Consider the following 16,242-nt stretch of genomic DNA (forward strand, 5'->3'; position numbering starts at 1 on the left):
GGCGATGCCGGCCAGCACGCAACGCCAACCCGACCGCCAAGGCGCAGGTCGAGGCGACCACCAGCCAGGCCGATCCGACCCCGCAACCCGCGACCCCGGCGGTGGCTTCGCCTGCGGATGCCCCCGCTGCCGTGGATGACTCCATCGTCGTCACCGGCATCCGCGCCGGCCTTGAATCCTCGGCCAAGATCAAGCGTCAGTCGGTGTTGATCGTCGACTCGGTCTCCGCCGAAGACGTCGGCAAGCTGCCTGACGTATCGATCGCGGACTCGCTCGCACGCTTGCCCGGCGTGACCGCGCAGCGGCTTGAAGGCCGCGACCAGCGCCTGTCGATCCGCGGCCTCGGGCCCGATTTCTCGACGACGCTGCTCAACGGCCGCGAACAGGTCACCGTCGCGACAATCGTGGCGTGGAATATGACCAGTATCCGTCGGAATTCTTCAAGACCGTCAACGTGTACAAGTCGGCCGACGCCTCGCTGGTCGCCGCCGGCATTTCGGGCACGGTCGACCTGCGCATGCTGCGCCCGCTCGATCAAGGCAAACGCGTCATCGCGGTCAGCGCGCGCGGGGAAATGAACGGGATCAACAAGCTCAATCCCGACGGCACGCGCTACGGCTATCGGGCCTCGGCGACCTATGTCGACAAATTCGCCAACGACACGCTTGGCATCGCGCTGGGTGCGTCGGCCACGCTGACCCCGTCGCAGGACGAGCGCTACAACGCCTGGGGCTATGCCGGCAGCGGCACCGCAGCCAGCCCATTCGTGCTCGGCGGTGCCAAGCCCTATGTCCAGTCGAACGAGCTGAAGCGCTATGGCGGCGTGGCGACGATCGAATGGCGGCCCTCGGACGTGTTCCACTCGACCTTCGACGCGCTCTATTCGCATTTCGAGGAAACGCAGCATCTGCGCGGCATCGAATTCCCGCTCGGCTTTTCCAGCCCCACGCAAAGCGGCGTGACGGTGAGCGATGGTTTCGCAACCACCACGACCTTCTCGGGCGTGCATGCGATCCAGCGCAACGACTATAACCAGCGCAAGGCGGAGAATTTCTCGTTCGGCTGGAACAACGACCTGAAGCTGAGCGAGAAAATCCACCTCAACGTCGATGCGAGCTGGAGCCATGCCACGCGCACCGACTTCCTGCTCGAGACCTATACCGGCGTCGGCTATGGCGGCACCGGCCCCAACGACACCGTCAAGGTCACGCAGCAGGCGAACGGCATCTACAAGATCGTGCCGACGCTCGATTATACCGACACCAGCGTGTTCAAGCTGACCGATCCGCAAGGCTGGGGCTATAACGGCACGCAGGCCGTGGTGCAGTCCGGCTTCCTCAACCGCCCAAGCTTCAAGGACGACCTCAAGTCGCTGCGCGCCAGCCTGAATGGCGAGTTCGACAACAGCATCGTCAAAAGCTGGGAGGCCGGTGCCAATTACAGCCGCCGCGAGAAAACCAGCGCCTACCAGTCCTACTTCCTCTGCCCCAAGGGCGCGGGCACGAATTGCACCGTCGCAAGCGGCACGCCCACTTCGGCACCGATCCCGAGCCAGGCGATCCTCGGCAAGATCCCGCTCGACTATCTCGGTGTGCCGGCGGTGCTCGCGCTCAATCCGCTGTATCTCTACAATAACAGCTTCAACACCTTCTACGACAACCGTCCGTCGTCGTTGGTGCGCGACAATGTCGTGACCGAAAACGTCTATACCGGCTATGCCAAGATCACCATCGACGGCGACGTGGGGGGGCAAGGCGCTCAAGGGCTCGATCGGAACGCAAGTCGTGCATAGCGAGCAGCGCTCCGACGGCCAGATCGCCAGTGTCGTCAACGGCGTGGTGACGATCGCCCCGGCCTCGCAGAAGGTGAGCTACACCAACGTGCTGCCCTCGGCGACGATGGCGGTGGAGCTGATCCCGCTTGGGTACGTCAAGCTTGGTGCATCGCAGACGATGGTGCGCCCGCGCCTCGATCAGGAGCGCGTCACGCAGGATGTCGCCATCAACGTCGCCAACATCCAGACCAACAATACCAATGCCGGGCTCAATCCGGTGTTCACCTCGTCCGGCGGCAACGTCGCGCTGAAGCCCTATCAGTCGACCAATATCGACGTGTCGCTGGAAAAATATTTCCACGGCGGCGGCTATGTCGCGCTGTCGGGCTATTTCAAGCATCTCACCGACTTCGTCGATCCCAATAACAGCTATGCCTATGACTTCTCATCGCTGCTCGGCGCGTTGACCCCGGCCCAGCAAGCGATCGTCACCGCCAACAAGCTGACCATCGGCAATGTCAGCGCCCCCGCCAACACCGGGCGTGGCACGGTGCTGGGGCTGGAGGCGACGGTGTCGGTGCCGTTCAAGTCGCTGACCAAGGTGCTGGATGGTTTCGGGGTGTTTGTCTCGGGCAATTACACCGAATCCGAGATCAAGTTCGCGAGCAACCCGACCCAGCCGATTACGTTGCCCGGCCTGTCCAAATGGACCGGCAGCGGCACCGTCTATTACGAGAAGAACGGCTTCCAGGCGCGCGTGAACTATCGCTACCGCTCGTCGTTCCTGGCCGAGGTGGCCGGCCTTTCGGCCAACCCGACCTATCGCACCGCGCGATCGGAAGGCATCCTCGACGCGCAGATCGGTTATGAATTCCAGGAGGGCTTCCTCAAGGGCTTCGCGATCCTCGCTCAGGCGAAGAACCTCACCGACCGGCCGTTCGTGACCTATCAGAATGACGACCCGCGCCAGGTGATCGATTATCAGCGCTACGGACGGGACTATTATCTGGGCGTCACGTACAAGTTCTGAACGACGATGCCATCGGCGAGCGGTGGGGGCTCCTCACCGCTCGCCCTTCCGGTACCTGAAATTGAGTAAGCGGGGACGCGGACCATGGCCAATCCTGCGGAGCCGAATGGCTCCAGACCGATCCGGATCGTCATTGCCGGCGGCGGCACCGCCGGTTGGATGACGGCGGCCACGTTCGCGCGCTTTCTGGAGGTCGGCTTCGAAATCGACCTGATCGAATCCGAGGAGATCGGCACGGTCGGCGTGGGCGAGGCGACGATCCCCCAAATCCGGCTGTTCAACGACGCGCTCGGGCTGGACGAGGACGCGTTTCTGCGCGCGACACAGGGGACGTACAAACTCGGCATCGAATTTGTCGATTGGGGTGCACCCGGCCAGCGCTACATGCACGCCTTTGGCGACATCGGCCGCGATGTCGGGTTGCTGCCGTTCCATCATTATTGGCTGCGCGCGCGAAAACTGGGGCTGGCGGGCGATCTCGCGGCCTATTCGCTGAACAACCAGGCGGCGCTGGCGGAGCGGATGCAGCGCGGTCCGGCGCGTACCGCGCGCGTACTGCCGGACATGCCTTATGCCTTTCACTTCGACGCGGGTCTCTATGCGCGCCATTTGCGCCGCTACAGCGAGACGCGCGGCATCAACCGCATCGAGGGCAAGATCGTCCGCGTCACGCAGAATGATATAGGCGACGTGTCGGGGCTGGTGCTCGAAGATGGCAGCGTGGTCAGCGCGGACCTGTACATCGATTGCACCGGTTTCCGCGGCCTGCTGATCGAACAGACGCTCCACACCGGCTATGACGACTGGACGCACTGGCTCCCCGCCGATCGCGCGCTGGCGGTGCCGTCGGCGCGCAGTGCTGCCTTCACGCCTTATACCCGTTCGACGGCGAAGGCGGCCGGCTGGCAATGGCGGATTCCGCTGCAGCATCGCACCGGTAACGGCATCGTCTATGCCTCGGCGCATCTGAGCGACGACGAGGCGACCGCGACGCTGCTCGCGGGGCTCGATGGGGGAGGCGCTCGCCGACCCGCGCCCGATCCACTTCCGCACCGGCAAGCGCCGCAAATTGTGGAACCGCAATGTCGTCGCGATCGGCCTCGCCGGGGGCTTCCTCGAACCGCTCGAATCTACCAGCATCCATTTGATCCAGTCGGCGATCGCGCGACTGATGAAGCTCCTGCCCGGCCACACCATCGCCGAGGCCGACCGCGTCGAGTTCAATCGCCAGAGCGACTTTGAATATGAGCGCATTCGCGACTTCATCATCCTGCACTACGCCGCCAACGCGCGCAGCGAGCCGTTCTGGCGGATGTGCCGCGACATGGAGCTGCCCGAAACGTTGTCGGCCAAGATCGACCTGTGGCGCGGCAACGGCCATATCACGCGCGAGCATGAGGAATTGTTCACCGAGGTCGGCTGGCTGCAGGTGTTCGCCGGGCAGGGCGTAATACCAACGGGGCACCATCCGCTCGCCGACGCGATCCCGGCAAGCGACCTCGCAGAATTCATGGACACGATCGCCAAACTCAATGCCCGCGAGGTCGCCCAGATGCCGAGCCATGCCGATTTCATCGCGCGCCACTGCGCCGCGCCGCAGCCGGTGACGGCATGAGCATCGCCGCCGCGCTGCTGCTGGCGCTCACTGGCCCGGCGATTGTCCCGATCGAGCAGGTGCGCGCGCGTGCGGCCGAAGACGAAATCATCTATTTCGTGCTGCCCGATCGCTTCGACAATGCCGATCCGACCAACGACACAGGCGGGCTGACTGGCGACCGGCTGGCAACCGGCTATGATCCGACGGCCAAGGGCTTCTATCATGGCGGCGATCTGAAGGGGCTGACACGGCGGCTTGACTATATCCAGGCGCTTGGCGTTACCGCGATCTGGATCGGGCCGATCTTCAAGAACAAGCCGGTCCAGGGCGCGGCGGGACAAGAGAGCGCGGGCTATCACGGCTATTGGATCACCGACTTCACCACGGTCGATCCGCATTTCGGCACCGATGCCGATTTCGCGACCTTCGTCGATGCGGCGCATGCGCGCGGGATCAAGGTCTATATGGACATCATCGCCAACCACACAGCCGATGTGATCCAGTATCGCGAATGCATCGGCAAACCCTGCGCGTATCGCAGCACGGCCGATTACCCGTATCAGCGGCGCGGCGGCGTAAGCGGCACGCCGATCAATCCGGGCTTTGCCGGCGATGCCGTGCAAACGCCCGAGAATTTCGCGCGGCTGACCGACCCGGCTTATGCCTATACGCCCTTCGTGCCCGCAGCGGAGCAGACCGTCAAAGTCCCGGCGTGGCTCAACGACCCGCGTTATTATCACAATCGCGGGGACTCGACCTTTGCGGGCGAATCCGCGCGCTATGGCGATTTCGCCGGGCTCGACGACCTGATGACCGAGGACCCACGTGTCGTCGCCGGATTCATCGCCATCTACGGAAGCTGGATCGATCGCTTCGGCATTGACGGCTTCCGTGTCGACACCGCACGGCACGTCAATCCCGAATTCTGGCAGGCGTTCGTCCCGGCAATGCAAACGCGCGCGGCGGCGCGCGGCATCCCCAACTTCCCGATCTTCGGCGAAGTCTATTCGGAGACCGTCGATCCCGGTTATACCGCGCAATATACCCGCCGCGACGGCTTCCCCGAAATCCTCGATTTCTCGTTCCAGGCGGCGGCGCGCGCGATGCTTTCGGGCAAGGCCGGGACCGACCTCTTCGCCAAGCTGATCGACGGCGACGTCCTCTACGGAGGCGGCGACGCCACCGCGCAACGCTTGCCGACCTTCCTTGGCAATCACGACATGGGGCGGATCGGGCATATGCTCGATCTGGCGTGGCCCAATGCGACCGAGGCCGAGCGGCTGCAGCGCCTCACGCTCGCGCATGTCCTGCTGCTGTCGGCGCGCGGCGTGCCGACAATTTATTCGGGCGACGAACAAGGCTTCACCGGCCATGGCGGCGACCAGGACGCGCGCGAGGACCTGTTCGCCAGCCACGTCGCCAGTTACAACGACAACCGCCTGATCGGCACGGCGACGACCACCGCGACCGCGCATTTCGGCACCGAAAACCCGATTTTCCAGACGATCGCCAAGCTCGCCCAAATCCGCCGCGACCATGCCCAATTGCGCCACGGCCGCACCGTGGTGCGCGCGGCGTCGGACAAGCCCGGCCTGCTCGCCTTCACCCGCGGTGCCGATGACGGGCATGAAATCTTGGTCGCGCTCAACACCTCGAACCGGCCGGTCAGCGCCAATGTCGAAATCGGTGCGCGTTCGGCGGGCTTCACCACGCTCGCGGGCGCGTGTCCCGCACGCGCCGCCGCGCCCGGTAGTATCTCGATCACCCTGCCCCCGCTCGGCTATGCCATCTGCGCCGCCCTCCCCAGCGAATGAGCCTCATGACCCCATCGATCGCCCCGCCGAAACCCGATGCCGCGCCCACGACGCCCTGGTGGAAGGGGGCCGCGATCTATCAGATCTATCCGCGCAGCTTCGCCGATTCGAATGGCGACGGTATCGGCGATTTGAATGGCATCACCGCGCATCTCGACCATGTCGCGACGCTCGGCGTCGATGCGGTGTGGCTGTCGCCCTTCTTCACCTCGCCGATGAAGGATTTCGGCTATGACGTCGCCGATTACCGCGATGTCGACCCGATCTTCGGCACGCTGGCCGATTTCGATGCGCTGATCGCGCGCGCGCATGCGCTCGGGCTGCGCGTGATTATCGACCAAGTGTATTCGCACACCTCGAACGAGCATCCGTGGTTTCAGCAAAGCCGCGCGAGCCGATCGGGCGACAAGGCCGACTGGTATGTCTGGGCCGATGCCAAGCCCGACGGCAGCCCGCCATCCAACTGGCAATCGGTGTTCGGCGGCCCGGCCTGGACGTGGGACGCGCGCCGCCAGCAATATTACATGCACAATTTCCTGAAGGAGCAGCCACAGCTCAACGGGCACAATCCGGCGGTACAACAGGCATTGCTCGATACCGCGCGCTTCTGGCTCGATCGCGGTGTGGACGGCTTCCGGCTCGATGCGATCAATTTCGCGATGCACGATCCCGCGCTGACCGATAACCCGCCCGCCCCCGCGACCAACCGCGCACGCACGCGGCCGTTCGATTTCCAGGTCAAGCTGCACAATCAGGGCCATGCCGATATCCCGCCCTTCCTCGAGCGGATCCGCGCCTTGCTCGACGAATATGGCGCAGGGTTCACCGTCGCCGAGGTTGGCGGCGAGGACAGCGATCGCGAAATGAAGCTGTTCACCGCCGGCGGCACGCGGCTGGACAGCGCGTATGGCTTCGACTTCCTGTATGCCGAGCGTCTGACTCCAGATCTCGTCGCCGATGCGGTGGCGCGCTGGCCCGATGCGCCGGGTATCGGCTGGCCAAGTTGGGCGTTCGAAAATCACGACGCCCCGCGCGCGCTTTCGCGCTGGACAACGCCCGCGCACGCGCCGGCCTTTGCGCGCATGAAGATGCTGCTGCTGGCGTGCCTGCGTGGCAACATCTTCCTGTACCAGGGCGAGGAATTGGGGCTGACGCAAGTCGACATTCCGTTCGATGCGTTGCTCGATCCCGAGGCGATCGCCAATTGGCCGATGACGCTGTCGCGCGATGGCGCGCGCACGCCAATGCCGTGGATCGGGAGCGCGCCCGATCTCGGCTTTGGCAGCGAGACGCCGTGGCTCCCGTTCGGGGGCGACCATAACGCGCTCGCCGCCGACCGGCAGCGCGCCGATCCGGACTCGCTGCTGCACTGGACCCGGCGGGTGCTCGCGGTGCGCAACGCCCATCCCGCGCTGCGCCAGGGCGACATCCGCATCCTGCACAGCGACGATGCGGTGCTCGCCTTCGAACGCCGCGATGCGGGCGAGCGCCTGCTGTGCGTGTTCAACCTGGGCGATGCAGCGCGCGACTGGCCGCCCCGCCTCGCACAGACAGGGACGGTGCTGCTCAGCGCGAACGACGCAAGCCCCAGCGCGCTTCCGCCCTTTTCGGGGCTGGTGCTGCGATCGTGACGCAAGCGGCGGCAGGCAAAGCGATCGTCATCCTCGGCGGCGGCACCGCCGGATGGATGGCCGCCTGTCTGATCGCGCAGCGGTGGCCGCATGCGCAGGTGACGCTGGTCGAAAGCCCCGAGATCGGCATTGTCGGAGTCGGCGAAGGCTCGACCCCGCAATTGAAACACTTCTTCGGCCGGCTTGGCATTGCCGAGGCCGAATGGATGCCGGCCTGCGACGCGACCTACAAGCTCGGCATCGGCTTTCACGGCTGGTCCGACCGGGCGGGCCATGGTGCCTATTTCCATCCCTTCCCGACCGCGCTCGACAGCCACACCGCACCGCATTTTTTTCTACAATACGCGCGCGCGGCGCACCGGGCGCGATGTGGCGGCGCATCCTGATCGGTTCCTGCTCCCCGCCCGGCTGGCGGCGGCGGCTTGCGCGCCGCAGCCGGACGCGAATTTCCCGTTCGAGGTGAGCTACGGCTATCATTTCGATGCCCACAAGGTTGGCGCGTTCCTCGGGCACCATGCGACGACCAAGCTGGGCGTGGTTCAGCTCCAGCGCACCATCGCCACTGCCGAGCGCGACGCAAGCGGCGATATCGCGGCGCTGCTGTGCGACGATGGCGAGCGCATCCCGGGCGACGTCTTCCTCGATGCCAGCGGCTTTCGCAGCATCCTGTTCGAAAAGACGCTCGGCGTGCCGTTTCAGTCCTTTGCCGATACCCTGTTCAACGATCGCGCGGTCGTCCTGCCCACGCCGCGCGACGAAGCGGCACCCTTGCCCAGTCAGACTCGCGCCACTGCGCTCAGCGCCGGATGGGTGTGGGACATCCCGCTCACCACGCGCACCGGCAATGGCTATGTCTATTCCAGCCGCCATCTTTCGCCCGATCAGGCCGAGGCGGAATTGCGCGCGCATCTCGGGGTAGGCGACGTCGGCACCGCGCGGCATCTGACGATGCGCGTTGGCCGGGTCGCCAAAAGCTGGTCGCACAACGCGCTGGCGATCGGCCTGGCGCAGGGCTTTATCGAGCCGCTTGAGGCAACGGCGCTGCACATCGTGATGGCGACGGTCGAGGCGTTTCTGGACGCCGTCGATGCGAACGGCTTCACCCCCGCCGCCAGCGCGCCCTTCAACGAGGCGATCGCCGCGCGCTATGACGGCGTGCGCGATTACATCGTCGCGCATTACCGGCTCAACCAGCGCGGCACCGACCCGACCGGTTATTGGGCCGAGGCGCGCGCGCTGGCGCAACTGTCGGATCCGCTCAAAGCGCTGATGTCGGCATGGTTCACCGGGGCCGATATGGCCGCGCTGGTCGAACAAATGGGAATTGGCCGCTATTACAACGCGATCAGTTGGCATTGCCTGATGGCGGGCTATGGCACATTCCCTGACGAGCACCGCCTGGTGCCCGCCGGACCCGATATCGAACGGATCGACCTGCACAAGATCGACGACTTCCTCGATCGTTGTGCGCTGAACTTCCGCCCGCACCTGACCCACCTCCCCCGGCATTTGAAATCGAGAGACACGCGATGAAACACCTATGTCTTGCAGCCTTGCTGACCACCGCCGCGCTGCCGCTGGGCGCGACCGCCGCGCACGCCACTGCGCCAGCTGCGGCGCTGAGCGCCCAACGCGATGGCGTCGAGGTAACGGCAGGCGCGCTCAAGATGCGCCTGACAGCACTTGCCGACGGCCTGGTGCGTGTGCGTATCGCGCGCGACGGTGCGTATCCCGAAGACGCCAGTTGGGCGGTGCTGCCCGAGCAGCGCAAGGCGCGCGCCAAGGTGACGCCGACCGCGGACGGCTTCACCACCGCCAGCCTGCGCGTCCGCATCGGCGCGGGCGGCGCGATCACCTTCGAAACACTCGACGGTAAGATCATCTCGGCCGATGCCGCGCCCGTCGCGATCGACGGCAAGAGCTTCACGCTGCGCAAAAGCCTGCCGATCACTGAGCATTTCTATGGCCTTGGCGACAAGACCGGGGGTCTCGACCGGCGCGGCAAGGAATTCGTCGACTGGAATACCGACGCGTTCGGTTTCACCAGCGCCGACGATCCGATCTACAAATCGATTCCATTCTTCCTCTCGACCGGCGCGCCGGGCGGTAGCTACGGCATCTTGCTCGACAACACCTATCGCACCTGGTTCGATTTCGGCCACCGCGATGCCGATACGCTGACCTTTGGTGGCCCCGACGGGCCGATCGATTATTACTTCGTCGCCGGTCCCAGCCTCGCCGATGTCACGCGGCGCTATGCCGATCTTACCGGCCATGCCCCGCTCGCCCCGAAATGGGCGCTGGGCTATCAGCAGTCGCGCTACAGCTACATGTCCGCCGACGAGATCCGCGAAATCGCGCGCCACCTGCGCGCGGATCGCGTGCCGACCGACGTGATCTGGATGGACATAGATTATCAGGATCGCAACCGGCCCTTCACCACCAACCCGAAGACCTTCCCCGATCTGCCCAAGCTCGCCGCCGACATGAAGGCGCAGGGGATCAAGCTGGTCGCGATCACCGATCTGCATATCGCCAAGGTCGAGACTGGCTATGCGCCGTATACGAGCGGCAAACAGGGCGACGAATTCGTCAAAAACCCTGACGGAACCGATTATGTCGCGCCCGTGTGGCCCGGTGCCTCGGTCTTCCCCGACTTCACGCAAACCAAGTCGCGGGCGTGGTGGGGCACGCTCTACAAGGGGTTCCTCGAGGACGGCATTGCCGGGTTCTGGAACGACATGAACGAACCGGCGATCTTCAACACGCCCACCAAGACGATGCCGCTCGACACCGTCCACCGCATCGCCAGCGACGATTTCGCGCCCCGCACCGGCGACCACCGCGAGATCCACAACGTCTATGGCATGCAGAATACGCGCGCGACCTATGACGGGTTGCTGACGCTGCGCCCCGACGAGCGCCCGTTCGTGATGACGCGCGCCAGCTATGCCGGGGGGCAGCGCTATGCCGTCACCTGGACCGGCGATAACAGCGCGACCTGGGATCACCTCAAACTGTCGGTGCAACAGATCATCAACCTGGGGCTTTCGGGCTTTGCCTATAGCGCCGCCGACGTCAGCGGCTTTGCGGGCGGCCCCAGCCCCGATTTGCTGACGCGCTGGTTTGAGATCGGTGCCTTCACCCCGGTCTTCCGCGACCATAGCGCGACCGGCACGCCGCGTGTCGAACCATGGGTCGATGGCCCCGACCACCTCGCAATCCGTCGCCGCTTCGTCGAGGAACGCTATCGCCTGATGCCCTATTTCTACGCGCTGGCGGACCAGAACAGCCGCCTTGGCGACCCGATCATGCGCCCGGTCTTCTACGATTACCCCAGCGCCGCGAGCATGGGTTGCAACCAGTCCATGGCCTTCACGCTCGGCAAGGCGCTGCTGATCGCGCCGCCGCCCAGCCCGGAATCACCGCAGACCTACGATGTCTGCCTGCCCGCCGGTGGCTGGTACGATTATTGGACCGGCCTGCGTGCGGGAACGCCCGAAGCGGCCACCAGCGGTCCGATCCAGTCGGCGACGCAAGCCGTGCCGACCGAACACGCCAAAAGCGAGCGCGTGCTCGAGACGCCGCGGCTCGATCGCTTGCCGGTGTTCGTCCGCGCCGGGACGATCCTGCCGCGCCAGCCGCTGGTCCAGAGCACCGCGCAAACCCCGTCCGGGCCGCTGATGCTCGACATTTATCCCGGCGGCGACTGCAGTGGTACGCTGTACGAAGACGATGGCACCACGCTTGGCTATCAGCGCGGCGCGTTCTTCCGTCAGACCGTGCGCTGCGCCACCACTGCGACGGGCATCACCGTGACGTTCGACAGCAAAGAAGGATCGCTTGCGCCGTGGTGGAAGCAGATTGCGGTGACCGTGCACGGCTGGCAGGGGCCGGGCCGCGTGACGCAAAACGGAGCGTCGCTCAATGCGGAAAGCGACGTGTCGGCTCAGACGCTGCGCTTCACCATCCCGACGCCGGGCAAAGCGGCGCGAGTCACGATCGAGAAGAACTGAACGCAAAAGTCCCGGGCTAAGCCCAGTGCCGCATATAGCGGCCAGAGGCCGGGATCGTTACCGCAAAGCGCTCGGTGCCGAGCCGGATCTTCACCGTCGATCCGGCCGGTGCCGAAAGCGTCAGCGCTGTCGCACGGCCCTGCCGCCACGTCAGATCGACGCGGACCCCACCGCGTGCCCGGACACCCGCGATCGATCCGTCCGGCCATGCCGTTGGCAAGGCGGGCAGCAAATGCAGTTCCCCACCCCAGGACTGCACCAGCATTTCGAGAATACCCGCCGCCCCGCCGAAATTTCCGTCAATCTGGAAGGGCGGATGCGCGTCGAACATGTTGGGATAGGTGCGCTGCGGACCGAGCAGTCCTTTGAGCACCGTATAGGCGTGATCGCCCTCGCCCATGCGCGCCCACAGACACACGCGCCATGCGGTTGCCCAGCCGGTCGATAGATCGCCGCGTTGGCGCAAGCTGACCTTGGCCGCCTCGATCAGCGCCGGCGTGTCGCGGACGTTGATCTGCCCGCTCGGATACACCGCATAGAGGTGCGAAACGTGCCGATGGTGTTGATCGGGGGCTTGCGCATCCCAATCCTCGAGCCATTCCTGAAGCTGCCCCGCCGCGCCGATCCGATCGGGCGCAATCCGCGCACCGACCTGTTCGAGCATGGCGAGCCATTCGGTGTCCCGACCCAGCTTTCGGCCAGCGGCGATCGTATTGTTGAACAGGTCGCGGACGATCTGCCGGTCCATCGCCGGGCCGACGCACAGCGACGATCCGAACGGATGTTCGTTCTCGGGCGAGAGCGAGGGCGACGTCACCAGCCCGCGCCCCTTGGGGTCCTCGATCAGCGTGTCGACGAAGAAGTGCGCCGCTCCCTTCAGCAACGGGTACAACCGCGCCAACAGTGCCGGGTCGCGGGCAAAGTCCCAATGCGTGAACAGCGTGTTGCAGAGCCACGCGCCGCCGCACGGCCATAGGCCCCATAACGGTCCATCGATTGGAGCGGTCGCGCGCCAGAGATCGGTATTGTGATGCGCGACCCAGCCCCGCGCGCCGTACATCGTCCGCGCGGTCCGCGCGCCGGTAACGGACAAATCCTCGACCATCCGCACCAGCGGCTCGACGCAGAGGCCGAGCCCGCCTGGGTCAGCCGCCCAGTAATTCATCTCGGTGTTGATGTTGATGGTGTATTTGCTGCCCCAGGGCGGGGTGGTCCCCTCATTCCAGATGCCTTGCAGCGTCGACGGCTGGCTGCCCGGCCGCGACGAGGCGATGAGCAGATAGCGACCATATTGCAGATACAGCGCCGCCAGCGCCGGATCGACCGCGCTTGCGCCCGCCGCAATGCGTTCGTCGGTCGGCAACGCCGCCGCCGGGCTGGTGCCCAGATCGATCTTCACCCCGCCGAACAGCGCCGCATGATCCGTCACATGCGACCGTTGCAACGCGTGATACGCCTTGTGTTCGACCGCCTGCCCAGCGGCGCGCACCGCGCCAACGGGGTCGCCGCCCGTGTCATCATAGCGGCGGTAGCTGGTCGCGGCGGCGATCAGCAGGGTCACGCTGCGCGCGCCGGACACGGTTATGCCCTTTTGGTTCGCAACGATGACACCGTCCCCAACCGCCTGCACGCGCAGTGCGTAGCGCAACCCCGCAGGAGCACCGAGGGCGGCCTCGTTCGACCCGGTAACAAGCAGCGCATGCGCTCCGTCGGCGGCGATCGTCACGTCCGGTCCGGGCCGGTCCGCATCCTCGCGCTGCAGCCACTCGGTCGGGCGCGTGGTTTGGGGCTTTGCCCCCTCGGAGAATTGCGCGCGGGGGGTGCTGATCGCACGGGGCGCGCGATAAGCCAGATCGAAGTCGAGCGTGCCACCTTCCGCTTCCAGCCGCATCACGATCACCTGATCCGGGGCCGATGCGAACAGCTCGCGCCGGTAACGGCCGTCTGCAGTTTCGAACTCCGTCGTGGCAATGCCCGATGCGAGGTCGAGCTCGCGCCGATAGGCGGTCGGGACCTTCGCGGATGCGAAGGTCAACAGCAGATCGCCGAGCGTGCCATAGGGCATCTGGGCGGGCGGTTTGCCCATCATTTTGCGGAAGCCAGATCCGTCGCGTCCCTATAGCGCCCGGCGGCCAGCAGCGCCCGGACCTCGGGCAACGCGGCCAAGGCCTCGAGATTGTCCGGATCATAGGGCGCACCCGCCCATAGCGTGTCCTCGTTGAGCTGAAGCCGCTCCTGTGCGACGCGACCGAACACCATTGCGCCCAGCCGTCCGTTGCCGACCGGGAGCGCCTCGGTCCAGGCTCCGGCAGGCTGCCGATACCAAAGCCGCAGGTCGCCGCTCGAATCGCTCGCCTTCGCCGCCAGCAGCGTCGGCGCAGCCGCAATCGCAAGCCCCGCCGCCAGCGTCTCGCGTCGATTGACGGCTGCGAACGCATCGCTTGATGGCATCATCGCTCTCCCCATGCGGCTTCGTCCAAGCTCCAAAACCCTGTGCGGTGCGGATGCCCGCATTGGCAAGGCGCTCGTAAATTATTTTGTCCGACTATTGACCGTCGAACCACCCTCCGTTTAGCAATGCCGCACGATCCGTAAGGTCGCACGCCCGCTGCACGATCGTCGAAAACAAAAAGCTCCGGCCAGCATAAGGCAGGGCGATCGGGAGAAGACCGGATGACCGGAGTGGGGCGATCCGTTGATCGACGTCGTGCTTGGTTCGCATCGCATGGCGCGGGGCGCGCCGCATTGTACGGAATGGCATTGCTGCTGGGCGCGCCCGCCATGGCACAGGACGCGCGGATGGTGCCGACTGTAGCCCCGGCCGAACCCAATGCGATCCGGCTCGAGACCGGCGACGCCGCGGGCGCGACCGCACCGGAGTCATGGTTCCGCCAATATGGCGTCGCGATGACGCGCAACGTCAGCAGCGCGACGCTGACGCCGTTCCTCCCCGATCCTGCCAAGGCGACCGGCGCGGCGGTGATCGTGGCACCCGGCGGCGGTTTCCTGATGCTGTCGATGGAGAATGAGGGGTGGCGCGTCGCGCGTGCGCTCGCCGATCGCGGGATCGCCGCGTTCGTTCTGAAATACCGCCTGAAGCCAACCCCCGCCGGCATGCCCGAGTTCGAACAGGCGGTAGCGGCGATGTTCGCGGGTGCCGGACGTCCCACATCGCGGCTGCGCCCCGAGGAGGCTGCCGCCGGGCTGGCCGAGCCGATCGCCGACGCGCGCGCCGCCTTCGCACTGATCCGTGCGCACGCCCGCGAATGGCGGGTCGATCCAGCCCGCGTTGGGATGATGGGCTTCTCGGCAGGGGCCATGACGACAATGGCCACCGCGCTCACCGCCCCCGAACTGCACCCGGCGTTCCTCGCGCCGATCTACGGCTCGATGGAGGCGGTCAGCGTACGCCCCGACGCGCCGCCGCTGTTCGCGGTGCTCGCCGCCGACGACCCGCTGTTCGCACGCAAAGGTCTGGGCCTGATCGATTCGTGGCAGCAGGCGGGACGGCCTGTCGAATTTCATTTGTATGGCCAGGGCGGCCACGGCTTCGGCTTGGTAAAGCGAACACGACGAGCACCGAGTGGTTCGACGCCTTCGTCCGTTGGCTCGATATGAACGGCTTGCTGACACGCCAGCGGGACGGCGGCGCGGCAGGCGCAAGCGGCACGGGAGCGACAAAGCCATGAAACCGATCAAGATCGCAATCGTGCTGGCAGTGGGCGCTTTAGCGCCGCTGACCGCCGGTTTGGCGCAACAGGCACCCGCGCCTGCGCGCAGTTTCGAACCCTATTTTACCGCGCCGACAAACGCACCGCTGCCCCCTGACGCCGACGGTTTCCTGCAACGCTGGCTGCTGTTGGAACCGATCGTCAAGCCAAACCGCAGCAACATCGGTTTCACGCAAAGCTATGTGCGCGCCGCGCTGACCGATTTTCCCGGTGGCACTGTTGCCGTGCCGCGCGATGGTGCGCTGATCAAGACGCCGGAGCCGCTGCGCTGGCACGCGCTCGATGCGCGGTTGTTCGACGTCAAGCTGTTCAATTTCGCGCAAAGCCTCGGCAAGCCGGTCTATGGTGTGATCTTCCATGCGGTCACCGTCGTCGACAGCCCGCGCGAAATGCACAATGTGCGCCTCGCCGTCGGCTCGAACGCGGCATCGATGTGGTGGGTCAATGGCACCGAAGCCGTCGGCCTGTACGGCGACCGCCGGATGGTGATGGACGATGGCGTATCGCAACCGCTGACGCTGCACAAAGGGCGCAACATCATCCGTGGTGCGGTCATCAACGGTCCGGGCCTCAGCGACTTTTGCGTCCGCTTTGTCGACGCCGAGGGGCGACCGGTCCGCGACCTCACGATCGACCTCAAATAGCTCCG

The 16,242-nt window shown here is 65.6% G+C and carries 8 protein-coding genes and 3 pseudogenes; 9 read left to right on the forward strand and 2 right to left on the reverse strand.

What is annotated here, in order from left to right:
• From NW75_RS07255 to NW75_RS07280, 7 genes and pseudogenes are all read left to right on the forward strand, one after another.
• Positions 1-2,804: pseudogene (locus tag NW75_RS07255) on the forward strand (TonB-dependent receptor); the annotation flags it as partial.
• Between the two features lie 84 nt (positions 2,805-2,888).
• A pseudogene (locus NW75_RS07260) lies at positions 2,889-4,419 on the forward strand (tryptophan halogenase family protein).
• Positions 4,416-6,215 carry an alpha-amylase family glycosyl hydrolase gene (locus tag NW75_RS07265; protein WP_033964498.1) on the forward strand — a complete coding sequence of 600 codons (1,800 nt, stop codon included), beginning with the start codon at positions 4,416-4,418 and terminating at the stop codon, positions 6,213-6,215. Before NW75_RS07260 ends, NW75_RS07265 begins: the two are co-directional and overlap by 4 nt.
• A gap of 5 nt (positions 6,216-6,220) precedes the next feature.
• The gene (locus tag NW75_RS07270) at positions 6,221-7,846 is read left to right on the forward strand and encodes an alpha-glucosidase family protein (protein ID WP_033964560.1); all 1,626 of its coding nucleotides are present in this window, start codon (positions 6,221-6,223) and stop codon (positions 7,844-7,846) included.
• Positions 7,843-8,232 carry a tryptophan 7-halogenase gene (locus NW75_RS27270; RefSeq protein ID WP_269430289.1) on the forward strand — a complete coding sequence of 130 codons (390 nt, stop codon included), beginning with the start codon at positions 7,843-7,845 and terminating at the stop codon, positions 8,230-8,232. Before NW75_RS07270 ends, NW75_RS27270 begins: the two co-directional genes overlap by 4 nt.
• Positions 8,216-9,379: a tryptophan 7-halogenase gene (locus NW75_RS07275; RefSeq protein WP_269430290.1), complete on the forward strand. Its 1,164-nt coding sequence runs from the start codon at positions 8,216-8,218 to the stop codon at positions 9,377-9,379. The genes NW75_RS27270 and NW75_RS07275 overlap by 17 nt, the downstream gene beginning before the upstream one ends.
• Positions 9,376-11,862 carry a TIM-barrel domain-containing protein gene (locus tag NW75_RS07280; protein ID WP_033964499.1) on the forward strand — a complete coding sequence of 829 codons (2,487 nt, stop codon included), beginning with the start codon at positions 9,376-9,378 and terminating at the stop codon, positions 11,860-11,862. The genes NW75_RS07275 and NW75_RS07280 overlap by 4 nt, the downstream gene beginning before the upstream one ends.
• A gap of 16 nt (positions 11,863-11,878) precedes the next feature.
• Here the strand turns inward: NW75_RS07280 and NW75_RS07285 are convergent, their stop codons facing one another.
• A complete protein-coding gene (locus NW75_RS07285; RefSeq protein WP_197057742.1) occupies positions 11,879-13,951 on the reverse strand; it encodes a glycosyl hydrolase family 95 catalytic domain-containing protein in 2,073 nt (690 codons plus the stop codon).
• Positions 13,948-14,316 (reverse strand): glycoside hydrolase N-terminal domain-containing protein, encoded by a 369-nt coding sequence (locus NW75_RS27275; RefSeq protein ID WP_197057743.1) that lies wholly within the window; start codon positions 14,314-14,316, stop codon positions 13,948-13,950. The genes NW75_RS07285 and NW75_RS27275 overlap by 4 nt, the downstream gene beginning before the upstream one ends.
• A gap of 219 nt (positions 14,317-14,535) precedes the next feature.
• Here NW75_RS27275 and NW75_RS07290 point away from each other — a divergent pair.
• Together NW75_RS07290 and NW75_RS07295 are read left to right on the forward strand one after the other, a co-directional pair.
• Positions 14,536-15,551 (forward strand): annotated as a pseudogene (locus NW75_RS07290) (alpha/beta hydrolase).
• Positions 15,548-16,237 (forward strand): hypothetical protein, encoded by a 690-nt coding sequence (locus tag NW75_RS07295; RefSeq protein WP_033964500.1) that lies wholly within the window; start codon positions 15,548-15,550, stop codon positions 16,235-16,237. Before NW75_RS07290 ends, NW75_RS07295 begins: the two are co-directional and overlap by 4 nt.
• The last annotated feature ends 5 nt before the right edge of the window (positions 16,238-16,242 follow it).

The sequence above is a fragment of the Sphingomonas sp. Ant H11 genome, from assembly GCF_000797515.1.
Lineage (GTDB): Bacteria > Pseudomonadota > Alphaproteobacteria > Sphingomonadales > Sphingomonadaceae > Sphingomonas.

Coding starts and splice junctions, on each gene's coding strand:
- NW75_RS07265 (WP_033964498.1), top strand. CDS start 4,416: ATGAGCATCGCCGCCGCGCTGCTGCTGGCGCTCACTGGCCCGGCGATT.
- NW75_RS07270 (WP_033964560.1), top strand. CDS start 6,221: ATGACCCCATCGATCGCCCCGCCGAAACCCGATGCCGCGCCCACGACG.
- NW75_RS07280 (WP_033964499.1), top strand. CDS start 9,376: ATGAAACACCTATGTCTTGCAGCCTTGCTGACCACCGCCGCGCTGCCG.
- NW75_RS07285 (WP_197057742.1), bottom strand. CDS start 13,951: ATGATGGGCAAACCGCCCGCCCAGATGCCCTATGGCACGCTCGGCGAT.
- NW75_RS27275 (WP_197057743.1), bottom strand. CDS start 14,316: ATGATGCCATCAAGCGATGCGTTCGCAGCCGTCAATCGACGCGAGACG.
- NW75_RS07295 (WP_033964500.1), top strand. CDS start 15,548: ATGAAACCGATCAAGATCGCAATCGTGCTGGCAGTGGGCGCTTTAGCG.